The following is a 16,483-nucleotide window of genomic DNA, read 5'->3' on the forward strand; positions in this document are numbered from 1 at the left end:
GACTTTAGGAAAATCCCATCCTCGATCGTTACCGAAACGTTATCCGATTCGAGCGGACGTCAGTCCTCGAGGATCGCCGAATCCGACTGTGCTGCAGCCGAGTAGCGCAAGAGCGAGAGCACCGCCTGCGGATCAGCGGGAGCATGAGGATCTGCCACGCAACCCTGAACCCGGGCGCGAACGGCGTCCTCGTCGAGCCCGATCCCCAGGAAGACCAGCACCGACGCCGCCCCTCCCCTCCGGCCGCGCTCGACGGCGGTCCGGACGTGCCTACCCACCGCGTGCACCTCCAACCGCGTGCCGTCCGCGACGGTCACGAAGCCCTTGGCCCGGAAGACGCCCAGCGGCGGATCGGCGAGCAGCGCCGCAGTGGCCCGGGCGTCCAGCGGGCCGGTCTCGACCGTCACCGCGGTGTACGCGTCGTGCAGGTGCGCGTGCCGGTGCTCCGCCCCGCCGTCGTCATGCGCGTGTTCGCGCAGGGCCTCATCGAGCGTGAGTTGACGCGGTGAGTCGCGCCGCTCCGCCGCGCGGCGCGCGAGCACCTCGGCGTCGATGAGCAGCTCAACGGGCACCACGGCGTCGACGGTCGCCACCACCGGGGCGGACGGCGCGTAGCGGCGCACCAGCTCCCGCGCCGCGTCGGGATCGGCGGCGAGGTCGACCTTGTTGAGGACGACGAGGTCGGCGAGCGCCAGGTGGTGCCGCAAGGAGGGATGCCGCTCCATGGTTCCGGCGAGGTGCGCGGCATCGGCGACGTAGACGAGTCCGCCGTAGTCGATCCGCGGCTCCTGCGCCAGCACCACCCGCCGCACCATCGCGGCCGGCTCGGCGAGACCGGAGGCCTCGACCACGATCAGGTCGAGGCCGCGCGCCGCGAGCGTGCCGAGGACGTCTTCGAGTTCCTCGTCGTCGACGGTGCAGCACACACAGCCGTTGCTGAGCGAGACGCTGCGCACGGAGCCGCCGCCCGTGGCGCCGGAGACCAGCATCGCGTCGATGTTCACCGCACCGAAGTCGTTGACGACGACGCCGATCCGCGCGTCGCCCGCGCCCGAGAGCAGGTGGTTGAGCAGCGTCGACTTACCCGCGCCGAGGTACCCGGCCACCACGACGACGGGGACGGGGCCGCCTCTCACGAGCCGGTCCTCACGGCGCGCAGCCCTCGCACAGGACGGCGAGCTCGCGGTCCTGCGGCGGCGCGAGGTTCGCGACGTTCGACGTGGGTGCACCGCACTGCGTGCAGCGCCCGATCCGCCGGGTCCCGTCGGAGAAGTCGATGCGCATCCGCCGGTCGAAGACGTACATCGAGCCCTCCCAGAGCCCGCGGTCGCCGAACCGTTCGCCGTAGCGCGCGATGCCGCCGTCGAGCTGATAGACCTCGCCGAAGCCGCGGGTGCGCATCACCGCGCTCAGCACCTCGCAGCGCACGCCACCCGTGCAGTAGGTGATGACGGGGCGGCCCTTGAGGTGGTCGTACTCCCCCGAATCCAAGAGCTCCACGAAGTCGCGGGTCGTGCGGGCCGGCGTCACCACCGCACCCGCGAACCGGCCGATCTCCGCCTCGATGGCGTTGCGACCGTCGAAGAAGACGGCGTCGGGCTTCTCCTCGAGCAGGGCGTGCACCTCGTCGGGGGTCAGGTGCACGCCCCCACCGCGCACGCCCGAACCGTCCACCTCGATCTCGTCGGGCACGCCGAAGGTGACGATCTCGTCGCGCACCTTGACCGAGAGCTTCGGGAAGTCCTCGGCGCCGCCGTCCGACCACTTGACGTCGGCGGTCTTGAAGGCGGGGTACTCCCGCGTGGCGCGGACGTACCGCTTGACGGCGCGGATCTCCCCGCCCACGGTGACGTTGATCCCGTGGCGGGAGACGATGATCCGGCCGCGGAGACCGTTCGCCTCACACAGCGCCCGCTGCCAGAGCCGGATCGCGTCCGGGTCGGCCAGCGGGGCGAACACGTAGAACAGCACGATCTTGCCCATGACGGAGTCGATTCTATCGGTGCCGCCCTACACTCAGCCTGCGTCCAACGGTTCCGGCGGCGGCCCCGCTCCCCTTCAATGGCCCCCATGCCTTTTCGCCTCCCCCGCCGCGCCGCGGCGCTCACCACCGCGCTCGTCGCCGTCCTCGGCGTCGCCGCGTGCGCGCAGTCGACGGGGCCCGCCTACGACCCGTCCGCGCCGATCCCCGACGGCGTTCCCGCGGGCACCGTCATCACCGTCGCCGATCAGCAGTCCATCCTCAAGACGATGCTGACGGCCTCGGGGGAGGCCGCGAAGCTCGGCTTCCCCGTGAAGTTCGCCGACTTCGCGGGCGGGCCCGCGATCCTCGAGTCCTTCCGCGCCGATGCCACACAGGTCGCGATCGTCGCCGACGTCCCGCCGATCCACGCGCAGATCGCCCGCTTCCCCAGCCCCATCATCAAGGCCTGGCAGCTCGAGCGGGGCGGCGTCTCCACCGTCGCGCGACCGGGCGTCACGCTCCGCAGCCCGGCCGACCTGCGCGGACGGAAGATCGGCTACGCGGAGGGCACCGCGCACCAGGCCATGGTGCTGCGTCTGCTCCGCACCGCGGGCCTGACCAAGCACGATGTGCAGTTGGTACCGCTGCAGCTCACCGAGGTGGGCGAGGCGCTCGGGGCGGGGCAGATCGACATCGCCCCGCTCATGGAACCGATCAGCACCAAGTACCGGCTCGCGCACCCGGACGCGCAGGTGCTCCCCGACGCGACGTCCCAGGCCGCGCAGTCCGGGCTGATGTTCCTCTACTCACCGCGGTCGGCGCTCGCCGATCCCGCGCGCGCTGCCGCGCTGAAGAAGCTCTCCGCCGCGGTCGACCGCGCACGGGCGTGGGTGGACGCCGACAAGAACCGCTGGATCGACACCTACTACGCGGGCGCGCTCAAGATCCCTGCCGCCGTCGGCCGTCTCGCCTACGAGGGTCAGGGCTCCTGGCGGTCCATCCCCCTCGACCGCGCGCTCGTCGCGCGCCAGCAGGACACCATCGACACCCTCGCCGCGTTCGGCGAGATCCCCGGCGGCCGCATCTCGGCCGACGGTTCCGTCGACTTCCGTTTCGCCACCGCCCCCACGACCTAAGGCCTTCCCGTGACCTCACCTCCCCTCGGCCGCCTCGGCAGCGGCCTCGCCGCCGACACACCTCCGGAGCAGCGCCCCGGCGCCCTCGATCCGGATCACGAGCTCCTCCCGCGGGCCGCCACCCGTCGGGCACTCGTCGACTCCCGCCCGATCGGGGCCTGGATCCTCGCGGGCCCCGCCCTGGTGATCGCGCTCTGGGCCGCGGGCTCGGCGACCGGAATCATCCCCGACACCGTCCTGTCCGCGCCGTGGACGGTGGTGAACACCGCGTGGCACCTCGCGCTCGACGGTTCGCTGTGGTCCAACATCTGGGCGTCCGCGCAGCGCGCGATCGTCGGCGGCGTCCTCGGTGTGACCCTGGCGGTGGTCCTGGCCCTGCTCTCGGGCCTCACCCGACCCGGCGAGGCCCTCATCGACGGCACCGTGACGATCTACCGCGCGATCCCGGCCCTCGCGCTGCTGCCGCTGTTCATCGTGTGGTTCGGCATCGGCGAGGAGATGAAGATCGTCCTCATCACCCTCGCCGTGGCGACGCCCGTCTACCTCAACACACACGCCGACCTACGCGGAATCGACCGCAAGTACGTGGAACTCGCGGAGACGGTGGGCCTGAGCCGCGCCGGGTTCGTCCGCCACATCGCGATCCCCGGGGCGCTGCCCGGGTTCTTCACGGGGCTGCGCCTCGGCGCGACGGTGGCGTGGCTCGCACTGGTCGTCGTCGAGCAGGTCGGCGCCTCCGACGGCATCGGCTACCTCATGTACAAGGCCCGCCTGTACGGCCTCACCGACGTCATCGTCGTGGGCCTCGCCGTCTACGCGCTCCTCGGTTTCGGCACCGACCTCCTCGTCCGCTTCTCCGCACGAAAGGCCCTCTCATGGCAGAGCACCCTGGCCCGCTGACCGCACCCACCGCTTCGCCGGACACCACCGCTCCCGTCATCGAGGCGCGGAACCTGGTGCGCGGCTTCGACGGCCGGGCGGTCCTTCGCGGGGTCGACCTCACCATCCGCCGCGGCGAATTCGTCGCCCTGCTCGGCCGGTCCGGTTCGGGCAAGTCGACGCTCCTGCGCGCCATCGCGGGCCTCGACGACGGGGTACCCGGTTCCGGTGTGCTCGAAGTCGATCCGCGGCGCGCCGTCGTCTTCCAGGACTCGCGGCTGCTCCCCTGGTCCCGCGTCCTGGCCAACGTGATCCTGGGCCTGGGCGGCGCCGACGCCGAGGAGGTGGGCCGTGCGCTCCTGCGCGAGGTCGGCCTCGAGGGGCGTGAGAAGGCGTGGCCGCGCGAGCTGTCCGGCGGGCAGCAGCAGCGCGTCGCCCTCGCGCGCAGCCTGGTCCGGGAGCCCGCGGTGCTCCTCGCCGATGAGCCCTTCGGCGCGCTCGACGCGCTGACCAAACTCAAGATGCACGACCTGCTCAAACGGCTGGTCGCCCGGCATCGCCCCGGCGTCCTGCTCATCACCCACGACGTCGACGAGGCCATCGCGCTCGCCGACCGGATCCTCGTGCTCGATCACGGGATCCTGTCGGTGGACCGCACCCTCGGCGACGGTGACGGTCGCCGTCCCGGCGAGCCCGGCTTCGCGCAGCTCCGGAGCCGGCTGCTCGACGCGCTCGGCGTGGAGCAGGAGGCGGCGGTGATCGCGACCGCATGAGCATCCCCGATCACGCCCGCGGGTACGAGGGTTTCGCCGGGCGGATCGGCCGCTCCGAGGCCGAGTCGGAACCGGCCTGGCCCGTCGAGACCCGTGCCCGGCCCGATGCCCCGAACATCATCGTCGTCCTGGTCGACGACATGGGCTTCTCGGACATCGGTCCGTACGGTTCCGAGATTCCGACGCCGTACCTCGACGCGCTCGCTTCGCGCGGCGTCGTGTCGACCAATCACCACACGACTCCGGTGTGTTCGCCCGCCCGCGCGGCGCTGCTCACCGGCCTCAACCCGCACCGCGCCGGCTACGGCTCGGTCGCGAATTCCGACCCGGGCTTCCCCAATCTGCGACTGAGCCTCGCCGACGACGTGCTCACCCTGCCGGAGATCCTGCGCGCGTCCGGCTACGCCACGTACGCGGTCGGCAAGTGGCACCTCGCGAAGGACTCCCGGCTCGGCCCGGACGCCGACCGGTCGTCGTGGCCGCTGCAGCGCGGCTTCGACCACTACTACGGCTCCCTCGAGGGCCTGAACTCCTTCTTCCACCCGAACCAGCTGGTGCGGGACAACACCGTCGACCCGGTGACCGAGTACCCCGAGGGCTTCTACGTCACCGACGCCCTGACCGACACCGCGGTCTCGTGGATCAAGGACCTGCGGGCGCACGACGCCGAGAAGCCCTTCTTCCTGTACTTCGCGCACATCGCGATGCACGGACCGCTGCAGGTCAAAGACGAGGATCTGCCCCGCGGCGACCTCGACTACGCGCGCGGCTGGGACGTCGTGCGCGAACAGCGGTTCGCCCGCCAGCAGGAGCTGGGGCTCTTCGGCCCGGACGTGCGCCCCGCCCGACGCAACAGTGAGCCCGGCTACGACGTGCCTGCCTGGGACGAGCTCGATCCCGAGCGGCAGCGGCGCTTCGCGAAGTACATGCAGGTCTACGCCGCGATGGTGCGCACCGTCGACGACAGCCTCGGCCGATTGCTGGACGCCGTCGAGCAGTCGGGCGAGCTGGAGAACACGATCGTCGTGTTCACCTCCGACAACGGCGGCACCGCCGAGGGTGGGCCGGAGGGCACGCGCAGCTACTTCGCCGAGTTCGTGAAGTTCGCCGACGGCGTCGGGCCCGAGGGCTGGGAGGGGGACGTCGATCACCCCGAGGAGCTCATCGGCACCGCCCGGCTCGGCGTGCACTACCCGCGCGGCTGGGGGCAGGTGTCCAACACGCCCTTCCGGTTCTACAAGGGACAGACCTTCGCGGGCGGCGTGCGCGTGCCCTTCGTGCTGTCCTGGCCCGCCGGCCTGCCCGACGCCCGGGGCGTCCGGGAGCAGTTCTCCTTCGTCACCGACGTCGCGCCGACGCTGCTGGACCTGGCCGGAGTCACGACGCCCTCGCATCGGCACGGCCTACCCGCGCAGGAGCGCGACGGGGTGTCGCAGCGCGCCGCGTGGGCGGACCCCCGCGCGGATTCCGCCCGGATACGCCAGTACTCGGAGTTCCGCGGGCATCGCGGCTACTACCGCGACGGCTGGAAGCTGCTCAGCCTGCACGGCCGCGGCGACGATCCACTGGCGCCGCGCTGGCAGCTCTTCGACAACCGGTCGGATCCGGCCGAGACCGTCGACCTCGCCGCCGAACACCCCGACCTCGTCGCGGAGCTCGCTGCCGAATGGGAACACGAGGCCTGGCGCAACACCGTCTTCCCGATCGTGATCGACGGCTCCACCCGCAATCCGGCCGAACAGCGGCTGTCCGCGCCCGTGCGCCTGCTCACCGGCACCCCCGTGCTGGAGCGGTACCGCTCGGCGAAGCTCGTGCAGTACCGGGACTTCCGTATCGACATCGACGTGGAGATCGGCAGCGACATCACCGGCGGCGCCGAGGGCGTCCTCGTCGCGCACGGGGACGCCCTCGGCGGCTACCTCGTGTACGCCGAGGGCGGGTCCGTCGTGCTCGGTTACAACGCCTACGGCCGCTACACGGAGACCCGCACGGACCCTGTTCCGCCGGGTAGACGGATCGTCTCGGTCATCGCATCGGTGCGCCCGAACCTCCGGTGGGACTTCGCCGTCGAGATCGACGGCGCGGAGGCGACCGTCCTCCCCGACCGCGTCCAGCTCATCGGCATGGCGCCGTGGACCGGCATCTCGGTCGGGTTGGACGCCCGCGGTCCGGTGGCCTGGGAGCTGCGCGAGCGCCGCGGCGCCTTCCCGTACTCCGGTGCGCTGCACTCGGTCACGTACACACCGGGTGCTGTCGGCGTCCCGTCGGACGACATCGACCGACTGCAGCAGGAGGCCGAGGAGGAGGCGGACTGAGCGGATTGCGTCCCGGTGAACGCAACCCTGGCACCGTCGGCGCGGATCGAGTGAGCTGAGGGCACACCGCAACCACCACCGACGGAGGCCGCCATGACCGCAACGCTTGAGCCCACCACCACCGCGCCCGAGATCACCGTGACCCGGCTGGGCGAGCACATCGGCGCGATCGTGCATGGCGTGCGGCTCGGCGGCGACCTCGACGACGCGACGGCGGACACCGTTCTCGATCTGCTCGCCGAGCACGAGGTGATCTTCTTCCGCGACCAGCACCACCTCGACGATGCGGGCCAGCACGCGCTCGCCCACCGCCTGGGCGTGCCCACCACCCCGCACCCGACGGTCCGCTCCGACTCCGATCTGCTGCCCATCGAGGGAGCGGCGAACAGCTGGCACACAGATGTCTCCTTCGTCGATCGTGTGCCCAAGGCGTCGATCCTGCGGCCCGTCGTGCTGCCGCCGCACGGCGGGAACACGACGTGGGCGTCCACCACGCGCGCCTACGACCGGCTGCCGGCGCCGCTCAAGGCGCTGGCGGAGAACCTGCGTGCGATCCACACCAACGACTACGACTACGCCGGGCACAACGCCACCTACCAGCGCGCGGAGTACCACCAGGAGTTCATCCGGAACATTTTCGAGGCCGAGCATCCCGTGGTGCGGGTGCACCCGGAGACGGGTCGCCGCTCGCTGCTGCTGGGCCATTTCGTGAAGTCCTTCGCCGGCCTGAGCACGCAGGACTCGGCGCCGATCCTCGCGCTCCTGCAGCGCCGGATCGAGAACCCCGACAACACCGTCCGCTGGGCGTGGCAGCCGGGCGACGTGGCGATCTGGGACAACCGCTCCACCCAGCACTTCGGGATCAACGACTACGGCGACCACAAGCGCCTGCTGCACCGCGTCACCCTCGCGGGAGATCTCCCCGTCGGCGTCGACGGCCGGGAGGGTGTGGCGCTCAAGGGCGACGCCTCGGACTACTCGCCCGTGACCCCCGCGCGCTCGCGGGGCTGATCGAGCCAGGCGCGGATCCGCTCGTAGACGACGTCGGACTGCAGCAGGGTGAAGTGGTGCGCCCCACCCAGGTGCATTCCGGCGTCGTCGGTGAATCCGATCCGCCGGGCCTTCCCGCGGCCGCCCGCACTCGCCGGTAGCACCAGGCCGTCGCCCAGCAGCCGTCCCAGCGGGTGGCGCGCGTCGCGCGTGAACGTGGCGGCGACGAAGAAGTGCTCCGCTCCGTCGAGCAGCGGGACCTCGGCTGCGGCCGCGGCCCCGAGGGCATCGGCATCGCGGTCGCGCCAGTCCTCGTCGACGATCGAGCCGGCGCGCAGGTCGCGGATCCCCGCGCTGCGACGCCGGAGGAGCCTTCCGAAGGGCGCGGTCTCGGGCACCGCCGCCAGCGCCGCGCTGCCGTAGTGCGCGGCCTGCTCCAGCGGAGCGCCCAGGTGCGGCGTCCCCAGGCTGACGGTGGCGGAGACGGCCGCCGGCCAGGCCATCCCCGCCTCGTCGGCGCGATGCGCTGCGCTGCGCGCCACCAGACCGCCCATCGAATGCCCGATCAGTACGAGGTCCGTGACGGGTACGGGCCACGCCGCGACGAGCGCCTCGAGCAGGTCCGCGAGATCACGTCCGTTCTCGCTGATGTGCCGGCCGCTGTTGTAGCGCACGTACACGGGAGTGGCGCGCAGATCGACCGCGAGCCGCACCCCGTAGTCCTCGGCCTCCAGGCCACCGACGCCCCACGCGTGCTCGGTCTCGGTGAGTCCGTGCAGCAGCACCACGACGCGACCGGTGGCGCCGTCGAAGACCTCGCCCGGGTCGAGCCGATCCGCGGGCACGGGTCCGTCGCCGAGATGGACGACGGCCCCGTCGACCCGGACGGTCACGGGGTCGGCAGCGAGCGGAGACCCCGTGGCCTCGAGATCGTCACCGATCAGGCCGAGCAGCACGCCGATCAGCGCTGCGCCGCGGGGCGTCTCCGACGGTGGGCGCTCTCCCGGCCAGTCCGCGCCGACGGCGGCGACCCGCCCGACGGTGCGCGCCACGGTACTGATGGTCGCGTAGACGCCGTCGGTGATGCCGTCGTGCAGCGCGCGCACCGGCGCGACCGCGGGGCCGACACCGAGCCGGACGGAGCGGAAGACCCGGTCGGAGATCGCCCGGTGCACGCCGTGCACGCCGTCGACGGAGCCGGCGATCTCGGTGCAGCCCAGCTCAGCGAGAGCCCGGACCTCCGCGCGTCGTCGTTCCACCAGCGTGCTCACGAAGATCGAGTGTACGAGTGTGCACTCGAACTGTCCAGCGGCTCCGTCAGGCGCGGTACTCCCAGCCGGCGGCGACCCAGGCCTCCGACGGCATGCAGTTGCGGCCGTCGAGCAGCACGGGGTTGCGCACGACCGCGGCGACCACCGCCGGGTCCAGCTCGCGGAACTGCTTCCACTCGGTGAGCACCAGCACCACGTCGGCGCCCTCGCACGCCTCGAGTGCAGTGGTGGCGTAGTCCAGCGTCGGGAAGACGCGGCGCGAGTTGTCCATGGCCTCGGGGTCGTACACCGAGACCGCGGCGCCCTGCAGCTGGATCTGGCCGGCGATGTTGAGCGCCGGCGAGTCGCGCACGTCGTCCGAGTCGGGCTTGAAGGCGGCGCCGAGCACGGCGACCTTCGCGCCGAGCAGCGAGCCGCCGCACGCCTCCCGGGCCAGGTCCACCATGCGGGTCCGGCGGCTCATGTTGATCGCGTCGACCTCGCGGAGCAGGCCGTGCATGTGGCCGGCGCCGAGCTCGCCCGAGCGGGCCATGAAGGCGCGGATGTCCTTGGGCAGGCAGCCACCGCCGAAACCGATGCCGGCGCCGAGGAACTTGCGGCCGATGCGGGAGTCGACGCCGATCGCGTCGGCGAGGGCCACCACGTCCGCGCCCGCCGCCTCGCACACCTCGGCCACGGCGTTGATGAACGAGATCTTCGTGGCCAGGAAGGCGTTCGCGGAGATCTTCACCAGCTCGGCGGTCGCGGTGTCGGTGACGAAGAACGGGGTGTCGCGGGCCAGGATCTCCGCGTACACCTCGCGGGCGACCTCTTCGGCGCGGCCTCCGGGCTCGACGCCGAGCACCAGGCGATCGGGCTCGAGGGTGTCCTTGACCGCATGCCCCTCCCGGAGGAACTCGGGGTTCCAGGCGAATTCCACGCTCACGCCGGCGGGGACCAGCTCGGCGGCGCGGGCGCGCAGCAGGTCGGTGGTGCCGACGGGGACGGTCGACTTGCCCAAGATCACGGTGTCGCGGTGCAGGTGCGGCACGAGCGAATCGATCACGGAGTTCACGTAGGTCATGTCGGCGGCGAACTCGCCCTTGCGCTGCGGGGTGCCCACCGCGATGAAGTGCACGTCGCCGAACGCGCCCGCCTCCTCGTAGGAGTCGGTGAAACGCAGGCGTCCCGCCTCGATGTTCCGCTTGAGCACGGCGGGGAGCCCGGGCTCGTGGAAGGGCACCTTGCCCTCGGACAGCGCCGCGATCTTGCTGAGGTTGACGTCGACGCCGAGCACCTCGTGGCCCAGCTCCGCCATGCACGCCGCGTGCGTGGCTCCCAGGTACCCCGTACCCAGCACTGTGATCTTCATGCGCCGAAGGTAAGCGCGGGAGGACACGACACGGAAGGGCGCCGAGCCGGAGTTCGGCAAGGGTTACACGGGGATTCACACGCAGGGCGGCGGTGACACCGTCGCGTTCGCCGGGTGTTCGCCCGGCCTTCCCCGCCCGGTCACCCGGAGCGCTCAGATCAGCTCGGGCCCGTCCGACGGTGCGCCGTCGGCGCGGGCGGGCGGGGCACCGTCGTACGACCCGGCGCCGCGCCGGGGCTCGCGCCCCTCCCTGCCCTTGAGGATGCGCTTGGGCAGGCGGTTGACCAGGTCGCTCATGGGGTTCACGGCGGCGGTCATGAGCGCGACGGCCTCATTCAGCTCGGCGACGACGTCGGGCAGCTGGGAGACGGCGTCCAGCGTGCCACCGGGGGCGATCGCGCGCTCGATGGCGCCCTCCTGGCCGAGCAGTTGGTCGACGATGCCGCCGTCGGCGATCGCGCGGTCGATCACCCCGCCCGGCTCGGTGAGCTTGTCGATGAGGCCGTCCTGGCCGGTGAGCTTGTCCAGGACACCGTCCTTGGCGGCCAGTTTGTCCAGCACGCCGCCCTTCTCGGTGAGCTTGTCCAGCACACCGTCCTTGGACATCAGCTTCTCGAGCACGCCGTCGGGCGCGGTGAGCTTGTCGATCACGCCGCCCTCGGAGGTGAGACGCTCGAGGACGCCCTCGGACTCCGTGATCTGGTCGACGACGCCGCCGGGCCGGGTGAGCCGATCCAGCGGGCCCCCTTCCGTGGTCAGCCGGGTGACGGGGCTGTCCTCCTTGGTGGCCTGATCGAGGAGCCCGCCCGGGGCGGTGAGCTTCTCGAGCATGCCGCCGGGCTCGGTGAGCCGGTCGACGACCCCGCCGGGCTTGAGGACGCGATCCAGCGGCCCGCCGCGGGAGAGGATGATGCCCACGGGTCGATCCGGTTCGAGGAGTTGCGCCAGGCGTTGCAGCAGTTGCATGGGCGTGACGGAGCTGACCTCCGCGTCGACGTGGAGCGCGTTGCTCACCTCCGACTCGACGTTCTGCACGGCGAAACGAGTCACGGCCACGCCGCCCTCGACCGCCGACATCGCGGCGTCGGCCGTGGAGAAGACGACGCGCAGCGGTGTGGTGACGATGCCCTTGAGGTCCATAGCCGCCCATCGTAGGGCGCGAGGTGAGAGGATCAGCGGGGATTCCACTCATTGAGCGAGCGCGGAGGTGATCCCGGTGACGGTGCGCGCCTCAGACGACCTGCTTCCCCACCTGCGGCGGGCGCGGGATCACGCCGACCGCAACTTCTCCGAGCCGCTCGACCTCGCCGCGCTAGCGGCGATCTCGGGGATCAGCAAGTACCACTTCCAGCGGCTCTTCGTCGCGACCTACGGCGTCTCCCCCGCCGAACACCTCTCCCGTCGCCGCGTCGAACGCGCCCAGGACCTGTTGCGCGCCACCAATCTCACGGTGACCGAGATCTGCACGGCCGTGGGCTTCACGAGCCTCGGGTCGTTCAGCAGCCGGTTCCGGGAGTTGGTGGGCGAGTCGCCCACGCAGTTCCGGGCCCGGTGGTCCGACGGTGCGCCGCGGATCCCGAGCTGCTTCGTCTTCATGGCGGGTCTGGCGGAGCGGCACGGCTCCGCAATCGAGGAGAAGCCGCCGCCGGCGGAGCCCGCCTAGTGTCGACGACATGACGATCATCAAGAACATCTCGCTCGTATCGGTGTGGGTCAAAGACCTCGACGAATCCCTGAAGTTCTACACCGAGATCCTCGGCTTCGAGCCCAAGGACGACATCACCATGGGCCCGGATTTCCGCTGGGTCACCGTCTGTCACCCAGCGCAGCCGGAGCTGCAGATCCACCTCACGACCCCGTCGAAGCCGCTCTCGGACGATCTCATCGCCGCGATGCAGCGGGCGCAGGCCGACGGCGGCCTCCCCGGCCTGGGGCTCGCCGTCGACGACTGCCGCGCGACGTACGAGGCACTGACGGCCAAGGGCGTCGAGTTCATCCAGCCTCCCGAGGAGCGCCCGTACGGCGTCGAAGCCCTGATGCGCGACAACTCGGGCAACTGGATGGTGCTGGTGGAGGCCCGCGAGTACACGCCCGAGGACTTCGAGGGCGTCAGCTTCGACTGAATCGACATCTCGATCACTCGAAGCGTCGGGAGGAGTTGATACGTCGGAGATCTCCGACATATCGTGGACGCCGTGACCACCGAGACGGACAACGTCGACCGCGTCTTCCTGGCGCTCGCGAATCCCGTCCGGCGCGAGTTGTTGCAGATCCTGCGGACGGGCCCGCTCGCCGCGGGGGAGCTCAGCGAGAAGTTCGCGCTCAGCCGGCCGTCGATCGCGGAGCATCTCAAGGTGCTCCGCGACGCCGGACTGGTGACGGACTCCCCCGACGGCCGCCGCCGGATCTACCGACTCACGGCAGAACCGCTGGCGGAGCTCGGCGAGTGGTTGCATCCGTTCGAGAAATTCTGGCGCGCACGGCTGTCCGCGCTCGCCGACGTCGCCGAGGAGTTGGAATGAGCACGATCTCACTCGATCAGTTCGTGGCTGCGACACCGGCCTCGGTGTGGCGCGCCCTCACGGAGCCCGAGTTGGTACGTCGATGGTGGGCGGACGGCGACATCTCCCCGGAGGTAGGGCACGAGTTCACGCTCGACATGCCCGGTTTCGGCGCGCAGCCCTGCCGGGTGCTGGAGTCGGAGCCACCGAGGCGCTTCGTCTACACCTTCACCACCGCATGGACGCTCACCTGGACGCTGCGCGCCGAAGGCCGCGGCACCCGCGTCTTCCTCGAGCACAGCGGGTTCGGCTTGGACGACAAGCGGATGGCCGCGGCCTTCGAGCGGATGGGACCGGGCTGGCGCGACACGGTGCTGCCGCGCCTGGCGACGGTCGCCGCGCAGGCGTAGTCCGCAGGCGTCTGGAATGATCGACGGGTGACCGAGAAATGCGTCCTGAGCGATCCCGTGAACGCCTCACTCTCCGGGCCGCACGCCCGGTTCCGCGAGGTCAGCGGCAGGATCCAGCGGTACCGGCCGGACGTCTCGGTCTTCTTCGGCCACCCGCGCGAGCTCACCGGCGAGGACTACGCCGACGTCGCCCGGCTCGCCGGTCCGGACAGGATCGCACTGCTCCGCGACCGGGCGAGCGCACTCCCCGCGGGCTGGACGGTGCGCGAGACGATCGGGCTGGTCCAGTACGACGGCGGCGCGATCGACACCGCGCCGGAACCGGAGGCCGTCCGGCTCACGCGCGAGGACGTCGCCGAGATGACGGCACTGGTCGAGCGCACCAAGCCCGGCCCCTTCCTCCCGCACACCATCGACCTGGGCACGTACCTCGGGATCCGCGACTCCGACGGGGCTCTCATCGCCATGGCCGGCGAACGCATGCACCCGACCGGGTGGACCGAGATCAGCGCCGTGTGCACCGCGCCCGAGGCGCGCGGCCGCGGCCTCGCCTCACGCCTGATCCGCGCTGTGGCCCACGGCATCCGCGAGCGCGGCGAGAGGCCCTTCCTGCACACCTCGGACGACAATCCGGCGCAGCGGCTCTACGAGTCGATGGATTTCGTCCACACGAGCACCGTCCCGCTCGAGGTCGTTCACGTCGGGGCCGGCCGGTGAACCCGCGGATCGATCGCCGCGCCCTGCTCGCTCTGCTGGCCGCCGGCACCGTCGGCGCCCTGGGCGGATGCGCGACCGAGACGACCGCGAGCCCGAACGGCGGCGGGAAGTCGAGCGCTCCGCCGGCACCGCCCACACCGTCGAAGCCCTTCGGTCCGCCGGCTCCGGGCACGCCCCGCACCGCGATCCCCTCGGCGCCCATCACGCACCTCCCCGGCCCGGGCCGCAACCTGGCACTGACCGTCGACGACGGTGCCGACGCCGACGTGGTGGGCGCGTACGCGCGGTTCGCGCGCGATACGGGAGCCCGCCTGACCTTCTTCGTCACCGGCAGTTTCGACGGATGGACGGCGCACCGGGACATCCTGCGGCCGCTGGTCGACTCCGGGCAGGTGCAGCTGGGCAATCACACCTGGAGTCATCCCTCCCTGGTCTCGCTCGGCGGGCAGGGCGTGGCGCGGGAGTTGCAGCGCACCAAGGACTTCCTCCGCCAGAACTTCGGGGTCGACGGGACGCCCTTCTACCGCCCGCCGTTCGGCTATCGGAACGCCGCCGTGGACGCGGTGGCGGCCGACCTGGGCTACACGGTCCCGACCCTCTGGTACGGCTCACTGTCGGACTCCGGCCTCATCACCGAGAAGTACCTGCTCGAGTGCGCCCGCAAGTACTTCCGGGAGCAGGCGATCGTGATCGGGCACGCGAACCACGCGCCGGTCACGCACGTCTACGGGCAGCTCACCGAAATCATCCGGTCCCGGAACCTGCAGCTCGTCACACTCGCCGACGTTCTGCAGGCACCGGGGCGGTAGCGCTCACGCGGCGACGGCGCGCCGCTCACCGACCCGCACCGCCGCCGTGCACGCGGCGATCAGCAGTGCCACCAGGAGCGCTCCGATCCCGAAGGTCTCCCAGTCGAACGGACCGGCGGCGGCCCCGTCGGCCTGCTTGCGCGCCGATCCGGACAGGAACGGAACGATGAGCAGGACCCCGACGCCGGCCACGGCTTCGGCGGCGACGACCTTCGGGAAGTGATGGAGGGCGAGGCGGATCACCGTGTCGTCGTCGCCGGCGAGACGCGCCCGCTTGATGGCGGGGATGAGGACCCGCACGTTGTAGGCGCCCGCGCCGACCATCGCGGCGACGAGGATCAGCTTGATCGAGAGGTACCGCCCGTAGGGCGTGGTGACGAACTGTGCGAACGAGCCCACGTGCACCCAGGTGAGCCAGAGCCCGCTCACGCCCACGGCGATCACCGCGCCCATCGCCCAGGCACTGAACCGCACCCACATGCGCTCGAAGGCGCCGGCGCCGTCGATCCCGGAGCGGCGGGCACGCAGGCCCGCCGCCGCGAGCACGAAGAGTCCGCCGAGCCAGATGACGCACGCCAGGATGTGCGCGAGCTTGAGCACCCGGTTGGCCGCGGCGTCCATGCCGACCACCGACGACGTGAGGCTCGGTGCGGTGGCGGCGAGCAGGACGAGGGCGAAACCCACGCCCGCGGTGACCGCCATCGATCGGCCGCGCAGCCCGCGGAGCACCACGAGCAGGGCGGCGGCGAGGACGAAGAGGCCCAGCTGGATCGTCGCCATCACCGGTCCCGAGATCCAGGCCCCCTTCTCCGCGGGCAGGTCGAGGTAGGCGCCGAACCGGCCCGGGGACAGCGACTCCGCAAAGGAGTACCCGAGCTTCGATCGCGCGATACGGCCCGCGTACTGCGCGTATCCGGCGATCACGGTGAAAGCCGCGATGGGCACGAGGAGAGCGCGGAGACTGTTCTCCGCGGCGCCGCCCCGGGCGGGCCGCGGGAGGAGATACGCGAGGGCGAGGAACGCACCACCCGCGAACGCGAGCGCACCGAAGTACCCCACCTGCGTGAGAACGCGCCACAGCGGAGGGGCGGCCGGAGCGGACGCCGCGAGATGCAAGGTAAGGCTCGTCATAGTCGAGTGAGACTAGCCTTACTTATCCGGTGTGACCAATCGGACACAACACCACCCCACCAGGGGATTTGTTAGCTTCGACAAGATGTCCGCTTCTCCGTGAGTGACGACCGCAGCCGATAATTGATAGGATGTTTCGGCTGCGGCCACTGCCGCAGCGAACATCCGTGTATCTACCTGGCACGGCCTGCGGGCATCCAAGGCGGCACGTCGAGCGATGCGGCGATGACCGCGGAA

17 protein-coding genes are annotated in these 16,483 nt (G+C 71.2%); 11 read left to right on the forward strand and 6 right to left on the reverse strand.

Annotation, left to right across the window (positions count from 1 at the left end; translation table 11 throughout):
- Positions 1-59: 59 nt before the first annotated feature.
- Entirely contained in the window at positions 60-1,136 is a 1,077-nt protein-coding gene (locus tag FK268_RS02955) for a CobW family GTP-binding protein (protein ID WP_146430936.1), read from the reverse strand.
- 10 nt (positions 1,137-1,146) lie between these two features.
- Complete coding sequence (gene trhO / locus FK268_RS02960) at positions 1,147-1,983, reverse strand: oxygen-dependent tRNA uridine(34) hydroxylase TrhO (protein ID WP_146430938.1); 837 nt, start codon at positions 1,981-1,983, stop codon at positions 1,147-1,149.
- Between the two features lie 87 nt (positions 1,984-2,070).
- Here trhO and FK268_RS02965 point away from each other — a divergent pair, with 87 nt between their 5' ends.
- The 5 genes from FK268_RS02965 to FK268_RS02985 all read left to right on the forward strand — a co-directional run bounded on the left by FK268_RS02965 (position 2,071) and on the right by FK268_RS02985 (position 8,077).
- Positions 2,071-3,099, forward strand: a complete 1,029-nt coding sequence (locus FK268_RS02965; RefSeq protein WP_158636025.1) for an ABC transporter substrate-binding protein — start codon at positions 2,071-2,073, stop codon at positions 3,097-3,099.
- A gap of 9 nt (positions 3,100-3,108) precedes the next feature.
- The gene (locus FK268_RS02970) at positions 3,109-3,999 is read left to right on the forward strand and encodes an ABC transporter permease (RefSeq protein ID WP_146430942.1); all 891 of its coding nucleotides are present in this window, start codon (positions 3,109-3,111) and stop codon (positions 3,997-3,999) included.
- The gene (locus tag FK268_RS02975) at positions 3,975-4,751 is read left to right on the forward strand and encodes an ABC transporter ATP-binding protein (protein ID WP_146430944.1); all 777 of its coding nucleotides are present in this window, start codon (positions 3,975-3,977) and stop codon (positions 4,749-4,751) included. The genes FK268_RS02970 and FK268_RS02975 overlap by 25 nt, the downstream gene beginning before the upstream one ends.
- Entirely contained in the window at positions 4,748-7,066 is a 2,319-nt protein-coding gene (locus tag FK268_RS02980) for an arylsulfatase (RefSeq protein ID WP_146430946.1), read from the forward strand. The genes FK268_RS02975 and FK268_RS02980 overlap by 4 nt, the downstream gene beginning before the upstream one ends.
- Before the next feature lie 93 nt (positions 7,067-7,159).
- Positions 7,160-8,077: a TauD/TfdA dioxygenase family protein gene (locus FK268_RS02985; protein ID WP_146430947.1), complete on the forward strand. Its 918-nt coding sequence runs from the start codon at positions 7,160-7,162 to the stop codon at positions 8,075-8,077.
- On the opposite strand, the gene FK268_RS02990 is transcribed toward FK268_RS02985, so the two are convergent.
- From FK268_RS02990 to FK268_RS03000, 3 genes are all read right to left on the reverse strand, one after another.
- The gene (locus FK268_RS02990) at positions 8,041-9,327 is read right to left on the reverse strand and encodes an esterase/lipase family protein (RefSeq protein ID WP_146430949.1); all 1,287 of its coding nucleotides are present in this window, start codon (positions 9,325-9,327) and stop codon (positions 8,041-8,043) included. The two genes, FK268_RS02985 and FK268_RS02990, sit on opposite strands and share 37 nt — an antisense overlap.
- Before the next feature lie 46 nt (positions 9,328-9,373).
- Positions 9,374-10,678, reverse strand: a complete 1,305-nt coding sequence (locus tag FK268_RS02995; RefSeq protein WP_146430951.1) for a UDP-glucose dehydrogenase family protein — start codon at positions 10,676-10,678, stop codon at positions 9,374-9,376.
- Between the two features lie 153 nt (positions 10,679-10,831).
- Positions 10,832-11,818 carry a hypothetical protein gene (locus tag FK268_RS03000; protein ID WP_193560231.1) on the reverse strand — a complete coding sequence of 329 codons (987 nt, stop codon included), beginning with the start codon at positions 11,816-11,818 and terminating at the stop codon, positions 10,832-10,834.
- Between the two features lie 76 nt (positions 11,819-11,894).
- Here FK268_RS03000 and FK268_RS03005 point away from each other — a divergent pair, with 76 nt between their 5' ends.
- The 6 genes from FK268_RS03005 (at position 11,895) to FK268_RS03030 (ending at position 15,115) form a co-directional block, all read left to right on the forward strand.
- Positions 11,895-12,341: a helix-turn-helix domain-containing protein gene (locus FK268_RS03005; RefSeq protein ID WP_146430953.1), complete on the forward strand. Its 447-nt coding sequence runs from the start codon at positions 11,895-11,897 to the stop codon at positions 12,339-12,341.
- Between the two features lie 16 nt (positions 12,342-12,357).
- Positions 12,358-12,801 (forward strand): VOC family protein, encoded by a 444-nt coding sequence (locus FK268_RS03010; RefSeq protein WP_146431853.1) that lies wholly within the window; start codon positions 12,358-12,360, stop codon positions 12,799-12,801.
- Between the two features lie 72 nt (positions 12,802-12,873).
- On the forward strand, positions 12,874-13,200 hold the full coding sequence (locus tag FK268_RS03015; RefSeq protein WP_146430956.1) for an ArsR/SmtB family transcription factor: 327 nt from the start codon (positions 12,874-12,876) through the stop codon (positions 13,198-13,200).
- A complete protein-coding gene (locus FK268_RS03020; protein WP_146430959.1) occupies positions 13,197-13,589 on the forward strand; it encodes an SRPBCC family protein in 393 nt (130 codons plus the stop codon). Before FK268_RS03015 ends, FK268_RS03020 begins: the two co-directional genes overlap by 4 nt.
- A gap of 27 nt (positions 13,590-13,616) precedes the next feature.
- Positions 13,617-14,306, forward strand: coding sequence for a GNAT family N-acetyltransferase (locus FK268_RS03025; RefSeq protein ID WP_146430962.1), 690 nt, complete (start codon positions 13,617-13,619; stop codon positions 14,304-14,306).
- Positions 14,307-14,314: 8 nt separating this feature from the next.
- A complete protein-coding gene (locus FK268_RS03030) occupies positions 14,315-15,115 on the forward strand; it encodes a polysaccharide deacetylase family protein (RefSeq protein ID WP_146431855.1) in 801 nt (266 codons plus the stop codon).
- Positions 15,116-15,118: 3 nt separating this feature from the next.
- On the opposite strand, the gene FK268_RS03035 is transcribed toward FK268_RS03030, so the two are convergent.
- Positions 15,119-16,246 (reverse strand): CopD family protein, encoded by a 1,128-nt coding sequence (locus FK268_RS03035; protein ID WP_146430966.1) that lies wholly within the window; start codon positions 16,244-16,246, stop codon positions 15,119-15,121.
- Positions 16,247-16,483: the final 237 nt, after the last annotated feature.

This window comes from Tsukamurella sputi (assembly GCF_007858445.1).
Lineage (GTDB): Bacteria > Actinomycetota > Actinomycetes > Mycobacteriales > Mycobacteriaceae > Tsukamurella > Tsukamurella sputi.